The sequence below is a fragment of the Flavobacterium sp. 21.1 genome, from assembly GCF_057801535.1.
Window position 1 is genome coordinate 284,737 of sequence record NZ_JBYNXA010000005.1, and the last position, 24,257, is coordinate 308,993.

Here is a 24,257-nt window from a genome sequence, read left to right on the forward strand (position 1 = left end):
CTAATTGTTAGATTGAAATTAGCTACTAATTTACGTATTTTAAAGCAACCCAATTGTTCTTTTGGAACTTTTTAACATAGGTTAGGCCTTTTTCCGTACAGGAGGTATCTATCACAGAAATATCTTCATTGTAGAATCCGCTTAACAACAAAATTCCGCCTTTGTTCAGACAGTTAACATAAGTCTGCATATCATTCAGCAAAATATTTCTGTTGATGTTGGCGATAATCAAATCGTATTTCTGACCCTGATTCAGCAATGACGCATCACCTTCATAAACCGAAATGTGTTTGCAGTTGTTTCTGTCGGCATTTTCAATGGAATTCAGGTAACACCAGTTGTCAATGTCAATCGCATCGATTGGTTTAGCTCCTTTCATTTCGGCTAAAATGGCTAAAATGGCGGTTCCGCAACCCATGTCCAAGGTCTTTAAATCGGTAACGTCCATTTCCAGAAGATGCTGGATCATCATGTGCGTGGTTTCATGATGCCCGGTTCCAAAACTCATTTTAGGTTCGATGACAATATCGTATCGCGCATTCGTTTTTTCGTGGAAAGGAGCACGAACATGACAAATTCCGTCGACATCAATCGGATCGAAATTTTTCTCCCATTCTTCATTCCAGTTTACCTGTTCGATTTCTTCAAAAGTATATTCGATCTTAAATTCATCTGAATGTAAAATCTGAACATCGTCCAAAATATGCTCGTTCCAAAGTGCTTTCTGTACATAAGCAGAAATACCGTTTTCGGTTTCAATAAAACTTTCAAAGGCTGTTTCTCCCAATTCGGCTACTAGAATTTCCGAACCCAATTCTCTAGGTTCCACCGTAAAATGGTACCCGATATATGCATTATCCATGATATTTTTTTTGCAAAGGTAGTAATTATGTGAAAAGTGAGAAGATGAAAGAGAATAGAGAATAGAAAATAGATGGGAGGGGAGAAGGGAGAAGGGCGAAGGGACATCTGAATACGGAAAAGTCGAGATGATAATTGTCAGTTCTTGCTGTTAGAATTCTGATTAAGTTTGTGTTAGTAGATTTAGTGTTCTGATTCGTATTGATAAAGTAAGTTTTTAGCCAAACATCATATTTCTTAAATTTCGTTAAAATGGGGTTTCAAAACTTAGTTTTTAAGTATCTTCGCACCAATTTGTAAAAAAGCATTTCCGTTATGGATAAAAAAATATTTTCCTTCCTGTTTTCAACCCGTTTAATGGCTGTTTTATTCCTCGTTTTTGCTGCAGCGATGGCCGCCGGGACCTTTATTGAAAATGATTACAATACCGATACCGCCCGAATTTTAGTATACAACGCCAAATGGTTTGAAGTGATCATGGTGTTCTTTGTAATCAATTTCATCGGGAACATCAAACGATACAATTTACTGCAGAAAAGCAAATGGGCATCGTTGTTACTGCACTTGTCTTTTATTTTGATTATAGCCGGAGCTTTTATAACCCGTTACATCAGTTTTGAAGGGATGATGCCGATTCGCGAAGGTCAGGAATCTAACCAGATTTTTTCCGAAAAAGTATATCTTAATGTTTTTGTGGACGGTAACCATGACGGCGAAATGAAACGCAGAACATTTGAAAAGCAATTGCTGATGTCGCCTGCTACAGATAATTATTTCTCAATTAATGAGAATTTTGACAAGATTCCGTTCGAAATCGAATTCAAAGATTTCATTATGGGAGCCAAAGAAGTAGTTAAAGAAGATCCAAATGGTGTTTTGTTTTTGAAATTGGTGGAATCCGGAGACGGAACGCGTCACGAGCATTTCCTAAAAGAAGGTGAAGTGCAGAATATCCACAACGTACTTTTTGCGTTTAATAAATTCACACAAGGTGCTGTAAACATCACTAAAATATCAGAAGCGTATACTATTCAGGCTCCGTTTGACGGAAATTTTATGCGAATGGCGGACAAAATGCAGGGTACTGTTCAGAAAGATAAAATCCAGCCGCTGATGCTTCGTTCTCTTTATCACATGGGTGGAACGCAATTCGTAATTCCGCAACCTGCGATTAAAGGGAAAATGGCTCTGGAATCTAATGGTGATTATAAAGATAAAAACACGGATGACGCTTTAGTGCTTACTGTTAAAACCGAAGGAAAAGAAAAAGAAGTTACCCTGATGGGGGCTAAAGGAAAAATGGGTGAACCTCAGTCATTTAAATTGGGGAACCTGGAATATACTTTTATGTACGGCAGTAAGATTTATGAAACACCGTTCAAAATTAAATTAAACGATTTCATTGCTTCTAAGTATCCCGGAACCGAGAAAAGTTATTCCGCTTTTGAGAGTAAAGTAACGGTGGTGGATACAGAAGAAAAAAACACTTTTGATGCCCGAATTTTCATGAATAACATTTTGGATTACAGAGGATATCGTTTCTTTCAGGCTTCTTTTGATCCGGATGAAAAAGGCACGGTTCTTTCCGTAAATCATGATTTTTGGGGAACATGGGTTACTTATGTTGGCTACTTCTTTTTATTTTTAGGAATGCTCGGAATTTTGTTTACAAAAGATTCCCGTTTCGGCGATCTGAAGCGAAAACTGGATAAAGTCAAAGCTAAAAAAGCAAGTTTAACGGCAATTATCGTTTTGCTTTTCAGCACTGGGATGATGGCACAACATCAGGAACACCAACCGACGATGCCCACCGAAAAGCAAATCGATTCATTGATTTTCAGATATAAGGTTTCAGAAGAACATGCGGAAAAATTCGGCCGACTGATTGTTCAGGACCAGGGAGGACGTATGAAACCATTAAATACGTTTTCGTCTGAATTGTTGCGAAAAGTCAGCAAAAGTGACACGTATAAAGGAATGAACTCCGATCAGGTTTTCCTTTCGATGACCCAATTTCCACAGGTTTGGTACAATGTGCCGATTATCTACATCAAAAAAGACAACGATAGTATCCATAATTTGATCGGTGCCGAAAAAGGTGCAAAGTACGTTTCCCTGATGAAATTCTTTGATGACAGAGGGAACTATAAATTATCGCCTTATTTGGAGGAAGCCTATAAAGCACCGGTTCCAAATCAGTTTCAGAAAGATTTTATCGAAACCGATAAGAAAGTGAACTTATTGTATTCGGCATTGAGCGGACAAATTTTAAAAGTGTTCCCGATTCCGTTTGACAAGAACAACAAATGGGTTTCGCATCTGGAACTGAACGAAACGGGTCTGACAGGAATTGATTCGTTGTTTACAAAAAACGTGATTCCATTATATTTGAGTTCACTGGATGAAGTTCCGACCAAGCATGATTACAAAGCAGCGGAAACCTTCCTTGACGGATTGATCAAATTCCAAAAGAAATACGGTAAAGAGGTGTATCCAAGTGAAGAGAAAATCAATTCGGAAATCCTATATAACAAATATGACATCTTCAAAAAACTGTTTTCCTGGTATATGTACGCCGGGGTACTTATGTTGATTTTGTCCATAATAAACATATTTAGCAACAAAAAATGGTTATTGTTCTCACTTAAAGCCCTTAATGTAGTTGTTACGGTGCTGTTTTTATTGCATACGGCAGGTTTGATTGTACGTTGGTACATTTCCGGACATGCTCCGTGGAGTGATGCCTATGAATCGATGATATATGTCGGCTGGGCAACCATGCTTTTCACATTGACTTTAGGATTTGGAAACCCATTATGGTTGTTTTTCTTAACGAAACACAAATTGGTTAACAAATCTCCATTGACAGTGGCGGCGGGTACTTTCGTTGCATCCATGATTTTAATGATTGCTCATTGGAACTGGATGGATCCGGCAATTGCCAACTTACAACCGGTTTTGAATTCGTATTGGTTAATGATTCACGTAGCGGTTATTGTAGCGAGCTACGGACCTTTTACATTGGGAATGATCTTAGGAATCGTTTCGTTGTTATTAATGTTGTTGACCAACAAGAATAACAAAAAGAAAATGGAGCTTAATATAAGAGAAATTACCATTATCAATGAAATGGCTTTAACGGTAGGTCTGGTGATGTTGACCATTGGTAACTTCTTAGGAGGACAATGGGCTAACGAAAGCTGGGGACGTTATTGGGGCTGGGATCCGAAAGAAACCTGGGCGTTAATCAGTATTATGGTGTATGCTTTCGTAATTCACATGCGATTTGTACCGGCGCTGAGAGGAAAATGGTTTTACAACCTGATGAGTGTTGTTGCTTTTTATTCGATCATGATGACGTATTTTGGAGTGAATTTCTATTTAACCGGATTACATTCGTATGCAAAAGGAGATAAAGTAGTAACACCGAATTTCGTTTATATTTCGGTTGCTTTGGTGGCGCTGCTTGGAATAGCTTCTTATTTCCAGTATAAAAAACATTATAAAAAATAGATAAAACCCTCTGAGAAATCAGGGGGTTCTTTTTTTAAGTTGCTTTATTATGATTTGTTTAATACATTTTGGATGTTAAATTTATAACTTTGAAAAAAAGTAATATTTTAAATTATATGAAAAAACTTATCTTAGTTCTGAGCTTGTTATTTGCAATAGGAAGTCAGGCACAAAATCAGGTCAATAAAAAAACAGCACAGACTGCTGAAAAAAATAAATCAATGAAGCAAAACATATATCAGTTTAAGGTAAAGGATATTGAAGGAAACGAATTTGATTTCGCTACCTTAAAAGGAAAGAAAATCATGGTGGTAAATACCGCTTCCGAATGCGGGTTAACACCTCAGTATGAGCAATTGCAGAAAGTATATTCCGAGTATAAAGACAAAGGTTTCGTAATCATAGGTTTCCCGGCTAATAATTTCGGAGCACAGGAACCGGGTTCGAATAAAGAAATCAAAACTTTTTGTACGAAGAACTACGGAGTTACTTTCCCAATGATGGAGAAAATTTCCGTGAAAGGCGATGATATGGCGCCATTATATCATTTTTTAACTGAAAAAGCTAAAAACGGATTGGAAGACAGTCAGGTAGAATGGAATTTCCAAAAATTCCTGATTAACGAAAAAGGGGAACTATACGATGTAATAAGTCCGAGAGTTTTGCCAAATGATAAGGAGATCATCGAGTGGATCAAAGCTTCGTAACGAAGAAGGCAGTCCCGGTAACTATCGGGAGCAAAAACTATTAAATAATGATAATAAAAATCCCAAAATTGAATTTTCAGTTTTGGGATTTTTTTATTCTGAGATGTAACTCTTTACTAATTACCGGTAACTAATTACTGCCACTACAAAATCAACTCCACAAATACGGAATCCAGCCAACGGTCAAATTTATATCCGGTTTCTTTTAGCTGTCCGGCCCTTTTAAAGCCCTTTCGTTCGTGGAAGGAAATGCTTCCCGTGTTTTCTGCATCGATAACACCGATCATAGTATGCATTTTTTGCAGTCGAGCCATTTCAATCAGTTCTGTCAGAAGGGTAGAGCCAATGCCATTGCCAGTAAAATCTTTATGAACATAAACCGAATGTTCCACGGTGAATTTATAAGCTTCCTTAAATCGGAATGGGCCATAAGTTCCGAAACCAACAATTGTATCATTTTTTTCGGCTACAATAAACGGGAAACCTTTGTCTATTTTGTCCTGGAAAATAGTTAATTGCTGTTCCAGAGATCTTGGTTCATAGTCATAAATTGAAGTCGAATTCAAAATCTCGTAATTGATGATTTCCAAAACAGCAGACATATCTGCCTCTGTTGCCTGACGGATGCTGATGCTCATTTTATGATGTTTTACCTATCAAAATTAGTTAATATTGTCTACAACTCAAAAAAATGGATGGGTTATCTCGAATTCCTGAAGATTTGAGTCTATTTGTAATTTTTTACTATTTAAGTTTATATATGCGATATTTCGTACCAATTCTGGTTAAAAATAAGTATATTTAACGTTTAAAAGTTGATACTAAAAAAACATTCAAAATACGGAAGGAGACGTGAAAGATATAGCTAAAATATTATCGATCCTGTACTTCATAAATCTATTTTTGTATAGTTTCTTCTCTTTATTGGATATTGAGGAATTGACGGATGTGTTTTGGTTCATCCGGATTCCCCTTTTATTTGTACTGTACCTGATAACTTCCCAAAAGAAAAGTGTTCTTTTTATTATGGCGTTGCTGCTTTACCAGTGCGCTTCCGTGTTTTTTCGTTTAGAAACACCCAATGCCTTCCTTTATGCTACTTTTTCATCGATGCTTTTCAAATTGTGTTTGTTCATACTTATCCTGGGCTTGGTTACAAAACAAAACTACAGAGCAGTGAGCATAGCTTTCATTCCCTTTTTTGTAATCTATCTGTACATAATCGAATTTGTAATTGCCTTCCTGGGTAACACTTATTATATTTGGATCTTAAATGCGTTTTTTACATCCTTTATAGGAGGTGTGGCCATTATCAATTACGTCAATAATTCGGGACAGAAAAATTACTGGTTATTAATCAGTTCCATCTTGTTCATTGTTCAAATCGCTGCCTTTTTCATCAATAAATTTTACCTTAAAAACGAAGGAATATATCAATTGGTAATTTTGACCTACGGAATTTCCCATTTCGCATTTTATAAATTCATGATCTTACAGGAGCAGGAAAAGTTACATTCCTAAAGGAGATACAGCATCTTAATATTTGTATCTTTGTGACTTAGCAAGTTAAAAATGATTTACCCAAAAATACCTTTAGCACAAAGCATACTAGAAATCTGCCGGGCTAAAGACCTTCATGATGTCGTTATTTCTCCCGGCTCCAGAAATGCCCCATTGACCATTGGTTTTGCCAGTAATCCGGAATTTAACTGTTTCAGTATTGCCGATGAACGCTGTGCCGCTTTTTTCGCCATGGGAATAGCGCAGCAAAAGCAAAAGCCAGTTATTCTTGTTTGCACCTCCGGTTCAGCATTACTAAATTATTATCCTGCAGTTGCGGAGGCTTTTTACAGTCAGATCCCACTGGTGGTTATTTCCGCAGACCGTCCAAAAAGTAAAATTGACATTGGAGACGGCCAAACTATCCGACAGGAAAATGTTTATGCTAATCATATTCTTTTTAATGCTAATTTGAACGAAGAGGCTTCAGAAGAAAACGATTTGAAGATCAATGAAGCACTGAATGTGGCAGTAACACAAAAAGGTCCGGTGCACATCAATGCGCCTTTTGAAGAACCTTTGTATGAAACCGTTAATGAACTTTCTGTAAAACCTCAAATCGTGAAGTATCAGCAGGAAGAGAAAGCTTTGCCAAATTTAGATGGATTTGTAAATCAATGGAATAGTGCTAAAAAGAAACTGGTTTTAATCGGAGGAAATTATCCGGGTGAAATCGATGAAGCGGTGTTGAATCAGTTGGCCAAAGATCCGTCTGTGGTAGTGATGACCGAAGTATCTTCTAATGTTCATCATCCGAATTTCATAACCAATATCGATACGATAATTACGCCATTTACCGAGGAAGAATTCAAAGCTTTTCAGCCGGAAATTCTTGTTTCAGTTGGAGGAATGATTGTTTCCAAAAGAATAAAAGCGTTCATGCGAAAATACCAACCACAGGAACATTGGCATGTTGACACGCACAGAGCTTATGATACTTTTGGTTGCCTGACACAGCATTTTGAAGTGAATCCGAATCATTTTTTCAACGAATTCCTTTCAAAAACAAATGCAACTACAAGTGATTACAACCAAATGGCGACAGATTTAAAAGCATTTAGAAAAGAAAAACATAATGAGTATCTGAAGACTATTCCGTTTTCGGATATGAAAGTTTTTGAAAAGATATTGCCGATGTTGCCGGAAAACAGTCAGTTGCAAATCAGTAACAGTTCGCCAATTCGATATGCGCAGTTATTCGATATGCATCCAAGTATAGAAGTATTCTGCAATCGCGGAACAAGTGGAATCGACGGAAGTACAACCACAGCTATCGGTGCAGCAGTAGCGTCAGGTAAACCCACAATGATGATTACCGGTGATGTGAGTTTCTTTTACGACAGCAACGCGCTTTGGAACAATTACATCTCAAAAAATTTCAAAATTATCCTGATTAATAATCGAGGAGGAGGGATTTTCAGGATTTTACCGGGCCATCAGGAGACGGAAGTTTTCAATACTTTTTTTGAAACAACCCATTCGCTAAACGCTGAACACTTAGCTAAAATGTACGGATTTGAGTATTTCAATTGTAGTGATGAAGCCGGATTGAAATCGGAGATGAAGTCGTTTTTAGCTATTGATAAACCTTCAATAATGGAAGTTTTCACGCCAACCGAAGTAAACAATAAGGTATTGTTGAGTTATTTTAAAAATTTGAATTAAGTCGGATACAAGTTGGCGGACTTTCTTTTATTAAAGATTTTAGCCTTTAACTTCGTACCTTTGCCACTTTGAAACTCAGAATATGATCGAAATAGGAAAATACAACACACTGACAATTGCACGCGATACCAAAGTTGGTATGTACTTAACCGATGGTACGGATGATATCTTATTGCCAAATAAGTACGTGTCCGATGATTTTAAAATTGGTGATGAGATTTCGGTTTTTGTATACCTTGATCATGAAGAAAGACCTGTTGCCACTACATTGGAACCTTATATTTTCCTGAATGAATTTGCCTTACTTAGGGTAAATTACACGAACCAGTTTGGTGCTTTCATGAATTGGGGCATGGAGAAAGATCTGTTTGTTCCGTTCAAGGAACAGGCACGACCAATGGAGCAGGGGAAACGTTACCTCGTTTACATGTATCTGGATGAAAAATCCAAACGTTTGGTAGGTTCCAGTAAAACCAATCAGTTTCTGGATAATAAAGACATTACCCTTGAAGTAGGGGAAGAAGTCGATTTAATCGTTTCACATATCACCGAAGTAGGCATCAATGTAATCATAAACGAAAAGCACAAAGGACTTTTATATAAAAATGAAGTTTTTGAAGACTTGCGCACAGGTGACCGAATTGTAGGATTCATTAAAGCCATTCGTCCCGACGGTAAAATAGATGTATCTCGCCAGCCTTTCGGTATGGAGCGCATCGATGCTTCCGCTCAGGCAATTTTAGACGAATTGAAAGCCAGCCGCGGATTCCTTCGTTTGAATGACGATTCGCACCCGGAAGATATCAAAACGGTACTTCAGATGAGCAAGAAAACGTTCAAAAAAGCCATCGGAACGCTTTACAAACAAAAGCTCATCGATATCAAAGACGACGGGATTTACCTGTTGTAAATCAATCGCTTACTGTTAAAAAGTATTAAATTCCAATTTCATTAGTTATTTATCACTACATTTGTATATACAATTATTGTATAGTAATGAAAAGAAGTGAATTTATTAAAACGATAATAGGAGGAACGGCTATGGCAACCTTACAACCATTTTATAATTGGACAAAGGATTTAAAAGAAGCGGATAGTAAACTTCCGGTTTTATTTATAGGTCATGGTTCTCCCATGAATGGTATCGAAGACAATCAGTTTTCGCAAACGTGGAGAGCTATGGGGCAAACCATCGAGAAACCCAAAGCGGTCTTGGTGATTTCAGCGCATTGGTTAACAAGGGGAACGCATATTACAGCGATGAACAATCCGAAAACGATTCATGATTTCGGGGGTTTTCCTCAGGAACTTTTCAACGTTCAATATCCTGCGCCCGGAAATCCGGAATTGGCATTAGCTGCAAAGGAATTGATTACTTCAACAGATGTTGGTTTAGATCATGATTGGGGTTTAGATCACGGTACGTGGACAGTAGTTCGTCATATGTATCCCGATGCTGATATTCCGGTATTGCAGTTAAGTATTGATTACAGTAAGCCACCGCAATATCATTATGATTTAGCGAAACAATTAGCGTCTTTACGCAAAAAAGGTGTCTTAATCATAGGAAGCGGGAACATGGTCCACAATTTAAGAATGGTAGCTTGGGATAAACTGAGCGAGCCGGAATATGGTTACGATTGGGCCACCGAAATGAATACGATTTTCAAAGACAAAATATCGGATGGAAATCATAAGGCATTAATCGATTATGAAAACCTGAATAAAGCCGCAAAATTAGCGATACCGACACCGGATCATTATTATCCTATGTTGTATAATCTGGCATTGCAGGATAACAAAGATGATATTAGTTTCTTTAATGATAAAGCAGTAGGAGGCTCACTCACCATGACTTCCGTGAAAATTGGTTAAGGAAATATCTGAATATCCGGATTGATTTTCAGAAGTTCATTTATGAATTCTTCCTTATGTTTAGGGGAAATGTAAATGTCGTCGAATTTGTTGTAGATAACTGTCAGCCCGTAAGAACCCAATGCCGGTTTTAAGATTGAACTCACATACCATGTTTTGACATTCTCAACTTTTGTGATTTTAAGGACGTCAATTTTCCCGCGGATTGGACCTGACCGGTAATAAAGATGATTCTCCTTGATGACATAATTAGTGTCCAACAAGATCCACGACAATATTAAAGCAACTAACCCCAAAAAGATTTTTATGGGCAACGGCATTTCTTCTCCGATTTCCTTGTCGACAAAGAAAAAGGATGATACAATTCCAACGACCACTAACACCAGAAGCGGAACAAGAATTGGATTTACTGTGGAATTATATTTTTTCATTTTTTAGAAGACGATCGTTAGCTGCAATGGAATTTTACTCCGCGCCGATGGCTTCGTCCTTAAATTTAAAAGGATAATCCCCAAAATGAGCAGCCAGTTTTTTGGTCTGATACGTTTTGTGAGTGTATTTGTTCGATAGCGCAATGATAGCAACATTTTCTTTTCGTAAGGTTACTAAAGAAGAAGTGTTTCCGTGCCACCAGCCGTTATGGAAAAAGTATTTCTGACCGGTTTCAAATTCCAGCATACGAATCCCAAGTCCGTAATTACGTTGTCCTTTAGTTTCGTAACTGTAGCCTTTGAACATTTCAGTTTTCATTTTTTTGCTTAGGAAAGCATCAGAATAAGTAGCCAGCTCGAATTTCAGCAAGTCTCTGGGAGTGGAATAAATATTTTTATCTCCGTATACCTGATCCAGAAACTCGAACGCAAGTCGTAAGTAGTTGTTCTTGTAGGACTGACTCACTTCGTCTTTCTTTTTCAGATCGTCAAAAACAAAAGTATTTTTCATGCCAAGAGGCTTGAAAATCATTTCGTTCATTACTTCCGAATATTTTTTATGGGTAGCTTTTTCAATAACCAAAGCCAATAAAGCATAATTGGTGTTGCAATAACCAAAACGGGTTCCGGGTCTTGATTCCAATCCGATCGGTTTCGTAGCCAAAAGATTCAAAACATCCTGATTGGTTAAGGTCTGCTTTTTGTTCCAAACCCCCTTGTCATCGGTAAAATAGGCATAGTTTCTCAAACCGCTGCGGTGATTTAACAGCATACGAACTGTAGTTTCCTTTTGAGGGAAAGTCGGCAAATACGTCTGAACATTTTTGTCAAGCTGGATTTTGCCTTCATCAACTAATTTAAGGACACAAACGGCCGTCAGCATTTTACTTACGGAAGCAATATGGATGGGTTTTTCAGCCGTGATTTTATCGCCTTTTTCTTTATACGCATATCCGGTGTAGTTTTCATAGATGATCTGACCATTTTTAGCAACCAGAAAACCACCACTGAAATCTTTCGGATTATAGTGTTTGTTATAGAAATTTTCAACTAAAATTCGTTCTTCCGAAGTGTATTTTGAACTCAATTTAGGAAAACTTACAGCATACTTATCCGCTAAAAGAACAGTGTCGTTGCCGTTATTGCCGTTTTTTCCGTCTTTTCCGATGCAGCTTAAAAATAAAAATAGAGAAAGTATAGGGATGTATCTTGAAATCGTCATTGTAATCATTGGTAAAAAAGCAAATATAAATAACTTCAAAATTTTAAATTCAATTAATTTGTTAAAAACAGAAAAAAGATAACCGAAAAAAGTCGAAACAAAAAGGCTAACCTTGTGGGTTAGCCTCATTGTTTTATTAGAAATAAATTTTAACAATCGCGTCAGCTGAAAAATAGCGCTGAACCTCAATTGTTTTAAAAATTTCTTTGTCTTTAAGCAGAGCGTTGTAACTTCATCTCATTAATCCAACATTCACGTCATTACCTATGGTATAATGAAAATGTCTTCTAAAGAATATGACTTATTTTTTAGTCAATGTATCTCCCTTAACTTCCACAGGTGCTACTTCGTCAGTTTTAATGCTGTCAGTTGCAACTGAATCTACTTGCTCTTCCATTACTGCTTCAGTTGTTTCTTCAGTTTTCACTTCAGAATCTTTTTTACAACTTGTAAATAATACTACAGATAAAAGAGCGACAAAAATTACGGATTTTTTCAAAGAATAACTTTTTTAATTAATAAATCAGTGAACTAACTCCTTGTGAAAGAAGTACTTAAAATTACGAAATTTCTAATTATCTTCTGAAAAAATCACCTTCTTTTTTATTGTCTAAATACCTAAATTTTTTGCGGTATTTTTTTGTAAAGCGTCCTTGTGAACCAAGACAGAAATTGCTTTCAGTTTCATATAGGCTGCACTCATGTAAACATATCCGCCGTTTGCAACTCGTTTTTCATCCGTTCCCCAGGAGTTTTTTACTTTATAGTAAACGTTTCCTTTCTGATCCTTCATTTTTCCGACGATATGCATCAAATGATCATCAGTAGTGGTCAGATTTTCAAATTCCTGCTGACGGAATTCAGGCGTAATGTTTTTCTCGGTTTTAATCTCAGTTAAAATGATTTTAGCATCCTCATCACTTGCCGGGATTACCGCTACACCACTTTTCCCTGAAAAAGTTGGTTCGCTCACATCGCAATCCAATTCAACGGTATAACCGGTAGCTAAAGCGTTATCGATATTTGCCATGAATTCATTCAACGGAAGATTGTAAAAACTACCGTTAGAGAAGTTGTCCGGAATATTTAAAATGAATGATTTATAATTCGGAACATGCGTAAATGACGTAATCGTCACATAATCTTTAGGATTGATTTTCGCCATAGCCATGAAGCTTTGTGGCGTGTATTTCTTTCCTTCATAAGTGAACTCAGAAGGGTTTTTTCCGATGTACACATCCAGCATAGCATCGATTGCCTTTTTCCAGTTTGCAGACAGTTTTTTTCCTGGATTATCCACGTAGGTTTTTAACATGTTTTCAATAACAGCAACCATTTCCGAGTGATTGTGGGTTTCGGAAGTACCGTTCAGACCAGAATAAACCGAATTCGGAACCAAACCATAATCAGCAGCCGAATTAATAACGTCATGCGCCAAACCTCCTTCGCCAAATTGCGATTTACCCTGGCGCATTACATAATTTTCGGCTTTTTTCGGGTAGGTGTTTCTAACCTGATACATTTCCGAAAGATCGATTTTTTTACCTGTAAGACGGATGATTTCCGATTCTAAAAATGAAGATGTAGAAAAACTCCAGCAAGTTCCTGTTTGACCCTGACTGATTACAGGTAACGCTTCCAAATCAGTAACCGTTTGGAACTCATATTTTTGTGCATTTGCTGAGAAAATCAGACCCAACAAGGCTGCGGAAACAAATATTTTTTTCACAGTTTTTAATTTTTTGAAAGCGCAATATAATGCAAAAAATGGTTTATTTTTACGTTTTAAATTTGAAAACATGAGTACAATCAACTGGAAAACAGTAAAAGAGTTTGAAGATATAACTTATAAGAAATGTGACGGCGTGGCACGAATCGCTTTTAACCGTCCCGACGTGCGTAATGCATTCCGCCCAAAAACAACCAAAGAATTGCTGGAGGCTTTTCACGATGCTCACGAAGATACTTCCATTGGAGTGGTTTTGCTTTCAGCGGAAGGACCTTCCACTAAAGACGGGATTTGGTCATTCTGTAGTGGTGGCGATCAAAAAGCAAGAGGAAAACAAGGATATGTAGGCGATGATGGTTACCATCGATTAAATATTTTAGAAGTACAGCGACTGATTCGTTTTATGCCTAAGGCTGTAATTGCGGTTGTTCCGGGATGGGCTGTTGGTGGCGGACATAGTTTGCATGTGGTTTGCGACTTAACCCTGGCAAGTAAAGAACACGCGATTTTCAAACAAACAGATGCTGATGTAACCAGTTTCGACGGTGGATACGGTTCGGCTTACCTTGCAAAAATGGTCGGACAGAAAAAAGCCCGCGAAATTTTCTTTTTAGGCAGAAATTACTCGGCTCAGGAGGCATTCGATATGGGAATGGTAAATGCCGTTATTCCTCATGCCGAATTGGAAGATACTGCTTACCAATGGGCGCAAGAAATTCTTGAGAAATCGCCAATTTCGATCAAAATGCTAAAATTCGCCATGAACCTGACAGACGACGGCATGGTGGGACAGCAGGTTTTTGCCGGTGAAGCTACCCGCTTGGCATATATGTCGGACGAAGCGATTGAAGGACGTAATGCGTTCCTTGAAAAACGTAAACCAAATTTTGAAAAGAAGTATATTCCTTAATTGAGAGAAAAGTAGAGACAAGAGTCAAGAGGGAAAAGGGAAAAGGAACACTTTTACAGACCATCTTCACCTATCTCTTATAACTTATCCCTTCCCCTTTAAAACTAAAAAAAAACAACAGTGGATTTTACCAATGAAACCATAAATATTACGGAACTTCCCAAGTTTGAGGAAGTTTCGTTTTTACCATTGCACAAGGATTATTGGAAAATCATCCTTATTGGTAATTTCATTTTTCTTGTAATGTTGAGTATCGGTTTGGGACTGTTTTTGTTTTTTAATGAAGATGTCCAAGGCTATTGGTACTTGTTTTTGATTGGATTTTTTACCTTGGTTTTACTATCAATCGGATTGGGAAATCTCAGTTTTAAGAAAAGAGGCTATGCGTTCCGCCAGCATGATGTGTTGTACAAAAGCGGAATCATTTCTGAAACGACAACGATCATTCCCTACAGCAGAATCCAACACGTGGCCTTGCACGAAGGTTTCATTGCAAGACAGTTCGGATTGGCCTCCATACAGATTTTTACTGCTGGAGGGGGAAACAGTGATATTGAAATTCCCGGAATCGAAAAAGATAAAGCGCAAAATATAAAGCAATTACTGATGTCAAAACTAACAGCGGAAATTGCTAATACCGATGTTGCGCATGAATAAATCCGAATTTAATCAGCCGCAAAGGCAGTCTTTAGTTGGAGTTTTAGTAATGTTTGCTGATACACTCCGAAAGATTGTTCGTGCCTTGTGGCCTGTTTTGGTGGTTTGGATTTTTAAGTTCAACGAAATGAACAAACTCTTTCTGGCGTTTTCATTGATCGGAGTTGTTTCAATAATCGGCGTTGTCGCGTATTTGCAATACCTGAATTTTACCTTCTTTATCGATGAAGAAAACGATGAGTTCGTCATTAATAAAGGCGTGCTCAATAAATCTAAAATTGCCATTCAACTTCATAAAATCCAACAGGTAAACATCAACCAATCGCTGATTCAGAAGATTATCGGTGTTCATGCGTTGGATATAGACACCGCCGGAAGTGCCAAAAAAGAGGTTTCTATTCGTGCAATTTCCCACGATTTGGCAATTGCTCTGAAAGATAAGTTATTAGCGGAATCAAGAAGAGTTTCAATAAGCAGCGAAGTTTCAGATGCTACATCGACCGAAACAGAAAAACCGTTCATTGCCGTTGGTTTTTTAAGTCTGGTAAAAATCGGAATCACCTCCAATTATGTACGCAGTTTTGGTTTATTGCTGGCATTCTTCTTTACACTTTTTGAAAACATCCAAAATCTGGCCCGAAATTCAAGTGCCGTTGATAAAATGGATACCAAAATCGAAAATTACATCAATCAGAATGTGGCAATGTATTCGGTGATGATTTTGCTGTTGGTGATTTTTTTCCTGATTATTGTTATTAACCTCTTCCGCACGATCATCCGATACTTTGATTTCAAAATCACCAAGCAAAATAGTTCTTTGCTGCTTTCTTACGGATTGCTGAATACCAAAAACACCATCATAAAACCCGGAAAGGTCCAGATTGTGGCTCTGAGTCAGAATTGGCTGCAAAAGAAAATGGATGTGCTGAATTTTAAAATCAAACAGGCATCAGGAAGCGAAACAGAGAAAGAAAGCAAAAAGTCGGGTATAGAAATTCCCGGGTGTAATGAATTTGAAAAGGATGCAATTCTGAAACTTTTATTCGGGGAAATTCCGGAAAAAGGAGTCATGCTAAAACCTAATTTCAGGAAGCTGTTGTTTCCGACATTGTTTTTGATCGTACTACCAGTTTCAGCGATCATTGGTTACGGATTTACGGTGAATGATAAAATATTTGATTATCTTTTCTTTCTTCCGATTTACTTGATATTTATAATGATATTGCTTTTTTTCGGATTCAGGAATTACCGTTTGTTCGTCAATCAGAAGTATATCATCAAACAAAGCGGTGCCTGGGATATCGATAACGAAATCATCGAGCCTCATAAGATTCAGGCCATCAGGGTAAGTCAGTTTTTCTGGCATAAGCCTGCGAACATCGGAAGTGTTACCATAACCACAGCTGGCGGGGATGTGTCTTTTCATCTGGGGAATTTTACCAAGATCAAAGAATTGGTAAATTTGTGGCTGTATCAAGTGGAAACAACTGAGGAAAACTGGATGTAATGCCGCTTTGAATAATAAAGAATTTGAATTAATAAAATGAAAAAATGGATACAGGCCGCAAGGCTCAGAACGTTACCGCTATCGGTTTCGGGAATAATTATAGGAAGCAGTTATGCTTACTTTCAAGGGTTTGAAAATTGGACAATTGTTCTTTTTGCATTGCTGACCACTTTAGGATTTCAGGTGCTTTCCAATTTTGCCAACGATTACGGCGACGGCGTGAAAGGAACCGATAACGAGAACAGGGTAGGCCCACAACGAGCCATTCAAAGCGGGGCCATTACGGCGCCTCAAATGAAAAGGGCAATTATCATCACAGCAGTTTTATCGTTAATTTCAGCTGTCACGCTGATTTACATTTCCTTCGGAAAAGATAATTTCGCTTATTCGCTGTCGTTTTTTGTGCTGGGAATCGCTTCAATTGTGGCGGCAATTAAATATACGGTTGGAAAAGGTGCTTACGGATACAGCGGCTTCGGAGACGTTTTTGTTTTTATTTTCTTCGGATTGGTAAGTGTTTTGGGTTCCAATTTTCTTTTCAGTAAACAATTTGATATAATTCTTGTTTTACCGGCTGTTGCAATCGGGCTGTTGAGTGTGGCCGTTCTAAACCTGAATAACATGCGCGACATAGAAAATGACAGAAACTCGGGAAAGAACACTATCGTAGTAAAAATGGGGCTTCAGGCAGCAAAATACTATCATTATACTATTGTAGCAATAGCAATAATCGCTACAGCTGCTTTTTCTTTTTTAGTGGAAATAAGCTCTTATGCGGCATTGTTTATCGCGATTTTGATGTTCGTTCATTTAAAAACGGTTCAGAAAGCCAAAACTTACACGGATTTTGATCCGGAATTAAAGAAAGTTGCCTTAGGAACATTTGTTTTGGCAATTATTCTTTCGTTAAATATGACATATTTCCACTAATCTAAAAAATACGATTCATGAAAATTACATTTTACGGTCATGCCTGCATCGGGATTGAAGTGAGCGGCAAACATATTTTAGTCGACCCTTTTATCACAGGTAATCCAAACGCTTCTCATATTGATATCAACACTTTACAAGCTGATTATATTTTGGTTACGCACGCGCATCAGGATCATGTTCTGGATGTGGAAGCCATTGCCAAACGCACTAAAGCTGTAGTAGTTTCCAATTATGAAATCGCATCGCATTTCGGACATAAAGGTTTAAATTACCATCCAATGAATCATGGCGGAAGCTGGAAATTTGATTTCGGTACCGTAAAATACGTGAACGCCATTCATACAAGTTCTTTTGCTGATGGTAGTTATGGAGGACAACCGGGCGGATTCGTAATCGAGGGCGAACATAAAAACATTTACATAGCAGGCGATACGGCACTTACCATGGATATGAAACTGATTCCGATGCGTACCAAATTGGATTTAGCGATTCTGCCTATCGGAAATAATTTCACTATGGACGTAGACGACGCCATTATAGCATCCGATTTTCTGGATTGTGACAAGGTATTAGGTTACCACTACGACACTTTCGGATTTATCGTAATCAACCATGAGGAAGCTATTAAAAAGTTCTTCGACAAAGGAAAAGATCTGATGCTTTTGGAAATTGGAGCGTCGATAGAATTATAATTTTTTTGGAGCGAATGGTCTGTGCTTATCCGCAGGCCATGTTCCCGCTTTCCGTTCTACTTCGTGCCACTCCAATCGGGGCTAAGGGAGCAACCATTTTTATTTCTGTAAAGTTTTTGCAATGATTAAAGCCAGTTACCAAAAATACATCCTCAATTTCAAACGACCATCAGGAACGTCACGTGGAATTCTCACCGAAAAAGAAACCTGGTTTATTCTTCTGGAAAATGAAGGCAAAAAGGGGATAGGCGAGTGCGGTATTCTGCGAACCTTAAGTATTGATGATCGCCCGGATTATGAAGAGAAACTAAGTTGGGTTTGTCAAAACATCTATTTGGGAAAAGACAGACTTTGGGAAGCGATGGTTGAATTTCCTTCCATTCAATTCGGAATTGAACAGGCTTTTTTATCGCTGGAAGCCGAAAATCCGTTCCTGTTATTCCCATCCGCTTTCACCAGAAATGAAGAAAGTATTTTCATAAACGGTTTGGTTTGGATGGGCGATGAAGGGTTCATGAAACAACAAATCGACGAGAAATTAGCAACCGGATTTAAGTGCATAAAACTAAAAATAGGAGCAATAGATTTCCAAAAAGAATTGGATTTATTACACTTCATTCGGAGTAATTATGATGCTGATACTATAGAAATAAGAGTGGATGCTAATGGTGCTTTTTCCTTAAATGAAGCTTTAGATAAGTTGAATCAATTGTCTGGTTTTGAGTTGCATAGCATTGAGCAGCCCATCGCAAAAAACAATACTGACAGGATGGCAGAGCTTTGCAGGGAAACGCCTTTTCCAATCGCTTTGGATGAAGAGTTAATCGGCATATTTTCGCTGAGAGAAAAAGAAGTCTTACTTGAAAAAGTCAAACCCCAATACATTATTTTAAAACCAAGTTTACTCGGAGGATTCCGCGGTACTACAGAGTGGATAGTCCTTGCGGAAAAATACAATATTGGTTGGTGGATCACTTCGGCCTTAGAGAGCAACATCGGATTAAATGCCATCGCACAATGGACCTTTACCCTTAAAAATCCTATGCCGCAAGGTCTGGGAACCGGTGCGCTTTACACCAATAATTTTGACTGTCCCTTAGAAGTTAAAGACGGACAATTGTGGTATGGGAAAAATAGAACCTGGGATGTTTCGCACTTGAAATTTTTATAGAACCAAAACTTCAGAAAACTGCCTTATGCAGTTTTTTTTTATCCTTTTGTCGAAAAGTTAACGCCTTGTTAAGAATAACACAAATCATAACTCTAAATTAGAGGACAAATTATTATCGAATTTTATCACAATAGGTTTAAATTACTTAAATACCACAACTGAGTAACTTAAACTTCGCAGCGGATGGACATTTATGTTTCATTCCGTCATGGACTTGAATTTCCAAGAACTATCCTATTTTTTATTGCCGTTTATACCCTTCGGTGTAAGCACAATTTATTTTTTGTCTAAAAAATACCATATTTCTATGAAGACATTATTACTAAAAAAGGGAGTTTGGAATGTTATTACCGCACTCTCATGTTTATTGATTTCGACGACCACTTTTGGTCAGGCACAATTAACTTCCGATCAGCCGGATTATGCTCCGGGATCTACAGCAACTTTTACCGGAACCGGTTTTGAAGCGAGTGAACAAATTATCATGCAGGTTTTGCATTATGATGGTACACCAAATACAGGAGCAGACCATGATACTTGGATGGTCATTGCTGATGAAGCAGGTAATTTTACAACCACTTGGCATGTTTGTGAAGATGACTGTTTAGGCTCTACTTTAATAGCTACTGCGGATGGGCTTTCATCGCAACTTCATGCTGAAGTTATATTTACCGATGGGAATGTAAGGTTTACTACAACCGGCTTACCAAATTCTGTCGTTGTTAACGTATCTTATTCATATCCTTCTGTTAGTGGTTCAATATCATATACTACTCCTGGTAACAGTAGTAATATCAGTCCGGCACCTGCAAATGGAACGATTTTCACTTACACCTTTCCAGCGACAATAGCTTCAGGAGGTGATACTTACACTCTTAGTCCCGCCGGTTCGCAGACGGCAACCATTGTTAATGGACAAAATACCTTTACGGGGACTTATTTCTGTAGCAGTTGTGTTGGAGGGTTATTAGTAACTGCACCTACATGTGCCCAGGGAGGGGCTTTTACTATCACATACTCCCCTGCTAGTGGAGGAGATATAACCGTGACTGCAGTTACCCCTTCTTCATTTCCCGCTAAAAAAAATACAGGATACACCATTACCAGCATAGCTTCTACAGTGAATGGAAACACTTACACTGGTCTAGCCTCCATTACCGGAACAACACCAAATACAAGTGGTTACTCCTCAACTGTTACTCTGCCATATAGTGATAATACCGCACCTGTAATTACTTGCCCTGCAAACATTACATTAGCATGTGGAGCTTCTATTCTTCCTGCAAATACTGGTACTGCAACTGCAACGGACAATTGTACGGCAGCAGGTAGTATCATTATTACATCTACCGATAATGTTGCTTTACCGGGTGTTTGCGGTGGAACCATTATACGCACTTGGAAAGCGAAAGACGCTTCCAACAACGAAACAACTTGTCAACAAACGATAACAATTAATCCTGCGGCCTTGCCGACGATGACAGCTCTTAGTGATACAACAGTGGCCTGTGGTTCTGTTCCTGCTTCTAGCAAAATAAACTTCAGCAACGGATTGAGTGGCGGTTGTTTAATCAGTGGAGAGTCAAATAATTCTACTTTTTCGGCAACACCTGATGCCTGCGGAGGCGATGTTACAGAAACCTGGACAGCCACCGATGCTTGCGGTCGTCCATTACAATCGGTATCCCGCACTATCCACGTTAGCCCTGCAACCTTGCCAACGATGACACCTCTTAATAATATAGAAGTGGCGTGTAATGCTATTCCTGCTTCGAGCAAAATAAACTTCAGCAACGGATTGAGTGGCAGTTGTTTAATCAGTGGGCAATCGAATTATTCCACTTTTTCGTCTACACCTGCAGTTTGTGGCGGTGATGTAACTGAAACCTGGACAGCTACCGACGCTTGCGGCCGTCCATTACAATCGGTATCTCGTACAATTCATTTAATTGATACTGTTGCACCAACAATTACTTCATGCGCAGCCAATGTTACAGTCGCTCCAAATGCAACGGGATGCAAAGCAGTTTTAGCAGATTATAGAAGTCAAATTTCTGCTAATGATAATTGCAGCACGGTAACCTTAACACAAAATCCTGCGCCAGGGGCTTTATTACCATTGGGAGAAAATGTGATTGTTGTAACAGCTTCTGATAATTGCGGAAACAGCTCATCTTGTCAATTTACAGTTAGTGTTGTTAACACATTAAGAGCTACTATAACATCCAGTAGATCCGTTTTATATTACGGATTTAACAATGATCAGAAGGCAACAATAACTGCCCAGCCAATTGGAGGAACGGCTCCTTATACTATTAAAATTACAATGGTCAATGGAGCTAATCAAGCTGTTTCTCCTGCAGCAATACGTGTTGGGGGCAAATTGATTTGTGATTTTGTAAATGCTTCCGGTGATGAAGTTTGGACTCCGGGTCAATATACAAATCCAGCTATGTCAGCCGGTATAACTTGCGGAACTAATTCATGCGCAGCAACTTCCTGCTCAAATTGGATTAGTGGTACTTATAGTGTTGATGTGACGCTTTTGGCGGATGCAAGATTTATTGCTACCGTGACAGATTCAAATGGTTGTACCTATACCACTCCATATGAACAAGCCGCCAAAGTTGATGCAGAAGACGTTCGTTGTTTTGCAGGTAACAGTGGCGTTGCAAAAATCGCAATTTGCCATAAAACAGGTAGTACTAAAAATCCATGTACGGCAATTTGTGTTGATCAGAGTGCGGTTGCAGAACATTTGGCACATGGTGATTTCTTAGGGAAATGTACCTCGAACTGTGAATCGGCTACTTCCAATGCTAAATCTATAAGCCCTTTCAACGTGATAGCTTATCCAAATCCAAGTAACAATAAATTTACTTTTGAAATTGAAAGTGAAAGCAGCGATGACATTAACATAAATGTGCTCGATGTTTCAGGAAGACTGATAAAAGAAATGGTTAACATCAAAGAGCCTAATGTGACTTTTGGTGAAAATCTTCCGAGAGGCGTTTATATTGCCATTGTTCAGCAAGGCAGTAATCAAAAAACTATCAGAATAGTTAAAGAGTAATTTACATAATTGATGCAAAAAAAACTCCGGCCTATTGACCGGTGTTTTTTTTATCTAATGATTTATTTACTTTTCAAATACAATTGTTTCAGCAGTAGCACCTAAATCCAGTAAAATATTTGTGATGGTCTTTACAAAATCTACCGGTCCGCATACATAAAAGTTCTGACTGAAATTGGCGATATTTTCAATAAGAAAATTGCGGTCAATTCTTTTGCCCTGGAATCCGACAGTATGTTCCCGGGTATAATAGTTTACGAAATTGTTTTTCAGCATTTTGTGCAATTCGTTGCCTATGATTACATCGTCAGAAGTTTTATTTACATAGATTAGACGGTTGCCCTGGATCTGATTGTTTTTATATAGATTTCGCAATATAGATATGAAAGGAGTAATACCCGCACCTGCAGCAATGAAAACTCCCGGTCCAATAAAATTTATCGTTCCAAAAACATCATGAAGAATTAATTCATCACCTGCATTAATTCGATCTAATTCGTTCGTTACTCCATTACGTTCTTGGTAGATTTTTATCATGAATTCAAGATAATTGGATTCTTTCAGATTTGTAAACGTAAAAGGACGTTTTTCATCTTTCCATTTAGGCTCGTTAATAGATACTTCCGTGGCTTGTCCAGGAACGAAGTCGTATCCGTCAGGTTTTTCCACTTGGAACAATTTTACATCATGGGTAATAAATTGAGCTTTCAGGACTTTTACAACATGGCTTTCTTCCATAAATTTCTATTTTGAATACCGCCCGAAAAGACGGATTATTATTAGCTTCTTTAAAGTTACTGAAAAAATATTAATTGCTTCGGCCTGAAGCAAATCCTTTGTGGCTGCCTAATCGCTTATTGTGCTTTTTTATCAAGGAATTTTTCAATCATCGGGACAACAAGTTCACTTTCATTAAAGTCGGGTTTTATTGTTGTAATTTCTCCGATATATTCTCCATGTTCGCCCGGAATTATAGCTAATTGGGAATTGGTGATCAGTCGGTGCATTTCAAGCGCATGTTCCGGTGTAATTACATCTTTGTCTCCAATTATGATAAGAGTAGGGGCTTTTACTGATTTAATCTCTTCGTCCGGAATATCTTTAAAATTTAGCATACGGCTGACATCTTTGTCATGCATATTTTGCAGACCGGTTGAATCGGAAACGACTTTTTTATAGGCGTCTTTTAATTGTTTAGGCATATTTTCCAGTTTTGCCTGTTTCATATATCCCCAAAACTGTTCCGGAACTCCGTTACGTTTGGAAAGGGCAGAACCTAATATGATCTTGTTAACGATTTCCGGATGTTGGATGGCAATCTGTAAAACGGTTGTACCTCCGTTGCTGAAACCAAAAAAATCAGCTTTGTTGATGTTCAGGTTTTTGAGAAGAGTGGCAACATCATTCGCGTCCTGTTCAAAAGTAAGAGGGGTATTTCGGTCGCTCGTGCGTCCGTGTGCCTGTAATTCGACACCAATAACTTTTCTGTGTTTTGCTAGAAGCGGAATGACTTTTTCAAAAGTGGTCTGAATAGTTGAACCTCCACCATGAATCAGGACAAGCGGATCGCCTTCGCCATAAATTTCATAATACATTTTCAGTCCGTTTACATTGGAATAACCGCTTTCGAAATGTATTTTCTCAGTAAGATCGTTTGTCATGGTATCAAATGCTGATTTAGTTCCTTTTTCATGGCAGGATGTAAAGACTAAAAGTACGAAAGTCAAAATTGCTGTTGCAGTCTTCATTTT

At 38.1% G+C, this 24,257-nt stretch carries 21 protein-coding genes; 13 read left to right on the forward strand and 8 right to left on the reverse strand.

Annotated elements, in window-relative coordinates:
• Positions 1 to 25: 25 nt before the first annotated feature.
• Positions 26 to 862 (reverse strand): 50S ribosomal protein L11 methyltransferase, encoded by an 837-nt coding sequence (gene prmA, locus AC3E9U_RS13215; RefSeq protein ID WP_488747390.1) that lies wholly within the window; start codon positions 860 to 862, stop codon positions 26 to 28.
• A gap of 314 nt (positions 863 to 1,176) precedes the next feature.
• Between prmA and AC3E9U_RS13220 the strand changes: the two genes are divergently transcribed.
• Both AC3E9U_RS13220 and AC3E9U_RS13225 read left to right on the forward strand, forming a co-directional pair.
• Positions 1,177 to 4,374 carry a cytochrome c biogenesis protein gene (locus tag AC3E9U_RS13220; protein WP_488747391.1) on the forward strand — a complete coding sequence of 1,066 codons (3,198 nt, stop codon included), beginning with the start codon at positions 1,177 to 1,179 and terminating at the stop codon, positions 4,372 to 4,374.
• A 116-nt stretch (positions 4,375 to 4,490) separates the two neighbouring features.
• Positions 4,491 to 5,081, forward strand: a complete 591-nt coding sequence (locus AC3E9U_RS13225) for a glutathione peroxidase (protein WP_488747392.1) — start codon at positions 4,491 to 4,493, stop codon at positions 5,079 to 5,081.
• Between the two features lie 143 nt (positions 5,082 to 5,224).
• Here the strand turns inward: AC3E9U_RS13225 and AC3E9U_RS13230 are convergent, their stop codons facing one another.
• Positions 5,225 to 5,719, reverse strand: a complete 495-nt coding sequence (locus AC3E9U_RS13230; RefSeq protein WP_488747393.1) for a GNAT family N-acetyltransferase — start codon at positions 5,717 to 5,719, stop codon at positions 5,225 to 5,227.
• A gap of 214 nt (positions 5,720 to 5,933) precedes the next feature.
• Here AC3E9U_RS13230 and AC3E9U_RS13235 point away from each other — a divergent pair, with 214 nt between their 5' ends.
• The 4 genes from AC3E9U_RS13235 to ygiD all read left to right on the forward strand — a co-directional run bounded on the left by AC3E9U_RS13235 (position 5,934) and on the right by ygiD (position 10,181).
• Complete coding sequence (locus tag AC3E9U_RS13235; RefSeq protein WP_488747394.1) at positions 5,934 to 6,602, forward strand: hypothetical protein; 669 nt, start codon at positions 5,934 to 5,936, stop codon at positions 6,600 to 6,602.
• Between the two features lie 51 nt (positions 6,603 to 6,653).
• Positions 6,654 to 8,306 carry a 2-succinyl-5-enolpyruvyl-6-hydroxy-3-cyclohexene-1-carboxylic-acid synthase gene (gene menD / locus AC3E9U_RS13240; RefSeq protein ID WP_488747395.1) on the forward strand — a complete coding sequence of 551 codons (1,653 nt, stop codon included), beginning with the start codon at positions 6,654 to 6,656 and terminating at the stop codon, positions 8,304 to 8,306.
• An 82-nt stretch (positions 8,307 to 8,388) separates the two neighbouring features.
• Complete coding sequence (locus tag AC3E9U_RS13245; RefSeq protein ID WP_488747396.1) at positions 8,389 to 9,216, forward strand: CvfB family protein; 828 nt, start codon at positions 8,389 to 8,391, stop codon at positions 9,214 to 9,216.
• Between the two features lie 131 nt (positions 9,217 to 9,347).
• Positions 9,348 to 10,181, forward strand: a complete 834-nt coding sequence (gene ygiD, locus AC3E9U_RS13250) for a 4,5-DOPA-extradiol-dioxygenase (protein ID WP_488747662.1) — start codon at positions 9,348 to 9,350, stop codon at positions 10,179 to 10,181.
• On the opposite strand, the gene AC3E9U_RS13255 is transcribed toward ygiD, so the two are convergent.
• The 4 genes from AC3E9U_RS13255 to AC3E9U_RS13270 all read right to left on the reverse strand — a co-directional run bounded on the left by AC3E9U_RS13255 (position 10,178) and on the right by AC3E9U_RS13270 (position 13,563).
• Positions 10,178 to 10,612 (reverse strand): PH domain-containing protein, encoded by a 435-nt coding sequence (locus tag AC3E9U_RS13255; RefSeq protein WP_488747397.1) that lies wholly within the window; start codon positions 10,610 to 10,612, stop codon positions 10,178 to 10,180. The two genes, ygiD and AC3E9U_RS13255, sit on opposite strands and share 4 nt — an antisense overlap.
• 34 nt (positions 10,613 to 10,646) lie before the next feature.
• Positions 10,647 to 11,873: a serine hydrolase domain-containing protein gene (locus AC3E9U_RS13260; protein ID WP_488747398.1), complete on the reverse strand. Its 1,227-nt coding sequence runs from the start codon at positions 11,871 to 11,873 to the stop codon at positions 10,647 to 10,649.
• 262 nt (positions 11,874 to 12,135) lie between these two features.
• Positions 12,136 to 12,333, reverse strand: coding sequence for a hypothetical protein (locus tag AC3E9U_RS13265; RefSeq protein ID WP_488747399.1), 198 nt, complete (start codon positions 12,331 to 12,333; stop codon positions 12,136 to 12,138).
• Positions 12,334 to 12,444: 111 nt separating this feature from the next.
• The gene (locus AC3E9U_RS13270) at positions 12,445 to 13,563 is read right to left on the reverse strand and encodes a C1 family peptidase (protein WP_488747400.1); all 1,119 of its coding nucleotides are present in this window, start codon (positions 13,561 to 13,563) and stop codon (positions 12,445 to 12,447) included.
• Positions 13,564 to 13,633: 70 nt separating this feature from the next.
• Between AC3E9U_RS13270 and AC3E9U_RS13275 the strand changes: the two genes are divergently transcribed.
• The 7 genes from AC3E9U_RS13275 to AC3E9U_RS13305 all read left to right on the forward strand — a co-directional run bounded on the left by AC3E9U_RS13275 (position 13,634) and on the right by AC3E9U_RS13305 (position 22,506).
• A complete protein-coding gene (locus AC3E9U_RS13275; protein ID WP_488747401.1) occupies positions 13,634 to 14,473 on the forward strand; it encodes a 1,4-dihydroxy-2-naphthoyl-CoA synthase in 840 nt (279 codons plus the stop codon).
• A gap of 120 nt (positions 14,474 to 14,593) precedes the next feature.
• Entirely contained in the window at positions 14,594 to 15,130 is a 537-nt protein-coding gene (locus AC3E9U_RS13280) for a PH domain-containing protein (RefSeq protein ID WP_488747402.1), read from the forward strand.
• On the forward strand, positions 15,123 to 16,637 hold the full coding sequence (locus AC3E9U_RS13285) for a PH domain-containing protein (RefSeq protein ID WP_488747403.1): 1,515 nt from the start codon (positions 15,123 to 15,125) through the stop codon (positions 16,635 to 16,637). Before AC3E9U_RS13280 ends, AC3E9U_RS13285 begins: the two co-directional genes overlap by 8 nt.
• Positions 16,638 to 16,673: 36 nt before the next feature.
• Positions 16,674 to 17,567, forward strand: a complete 894-nt coding sequence (gene menA / locus AC3E9U_RS13290) for a 1,4-dihydroxy-2-naphthoate octaprenyltransferase (RefSeq protein ID WP_488747404.1) — start codon at positions 16,674 to 16,676, stop codon at positions 17,565 to 17,567.
• Between the two features lie 17 nt (positions 17,568 to 17,584).
• Complete coding sequence (locus AC3E9U_RS13295) at positions 17,585 to 18,262, forward strand: metal-dependent hydrolase (RefSeq protein WP_488747405.1); 678 nt, start codon at positions 17,585 to 17,587, stop codon at positions 18,260 to 18,262.
• A gap of 124 nt (positions 18,263 to 18,386) precedes the next feature.
• Entirely contained in the window at positions 18,387 to 19,433 is a 1,047-nt protein-coding gene (locus AC3E9U_RS13300) for an o-succinylbenzoate synthase (protein WP_488747663.1), read from the forward strand.
• A gap of 307 nt (positions 19,434 to 19,740) precedes the next feature.
• Complete coding sequence (locus AC3E9U_RS13305) at positions 19,741 to 22,506, forward strand: HYR domain-containing protein (RefSeq protein ID WP_488747406.1); 2,766 nt, start codon at positions 19,741 to 19,743, stop codon at positions 22,504 to 22,506.
• 66 nt (positions 22,507 to 22,572) lie between these two features.
• On the opposite strand, the gene AC3E9U_RS13310 is transcribed toward AC3E9U_RS13305, so the two are convergent.
• Together AC3E9U_RS13310 and AC3E9U_RS13315 are read right to left on the reverse strand one after the other, a co-directional pair.
• Complete coding sequence (locus tag AC3E9U_RS13310; protein ID WP_488747407.1) at positions 22,573 to 23,244, reverse strand: FAD-binding oxidoreductase; 672 nt, start codon at positions 23,242 to 23,244, stop codon at positions 22,573 to 22,575.
• Between the two features lie 116 nt (positions 23,245 to 23,360).
• Positions 23,361 to 24,254 (reverse strand): alpha/beta fold hydrolase, encoded by an 894-nt coding sequence (locus AC3E9U_RS13315; protein WP_488747408.1) that lies wholly within the window; start codon positions 24,252 to 24,254, stop codon positions 23,361 to 23,363.
• Positions 24,255 to 24,257 lie beyond the last annotated feature (3 nt).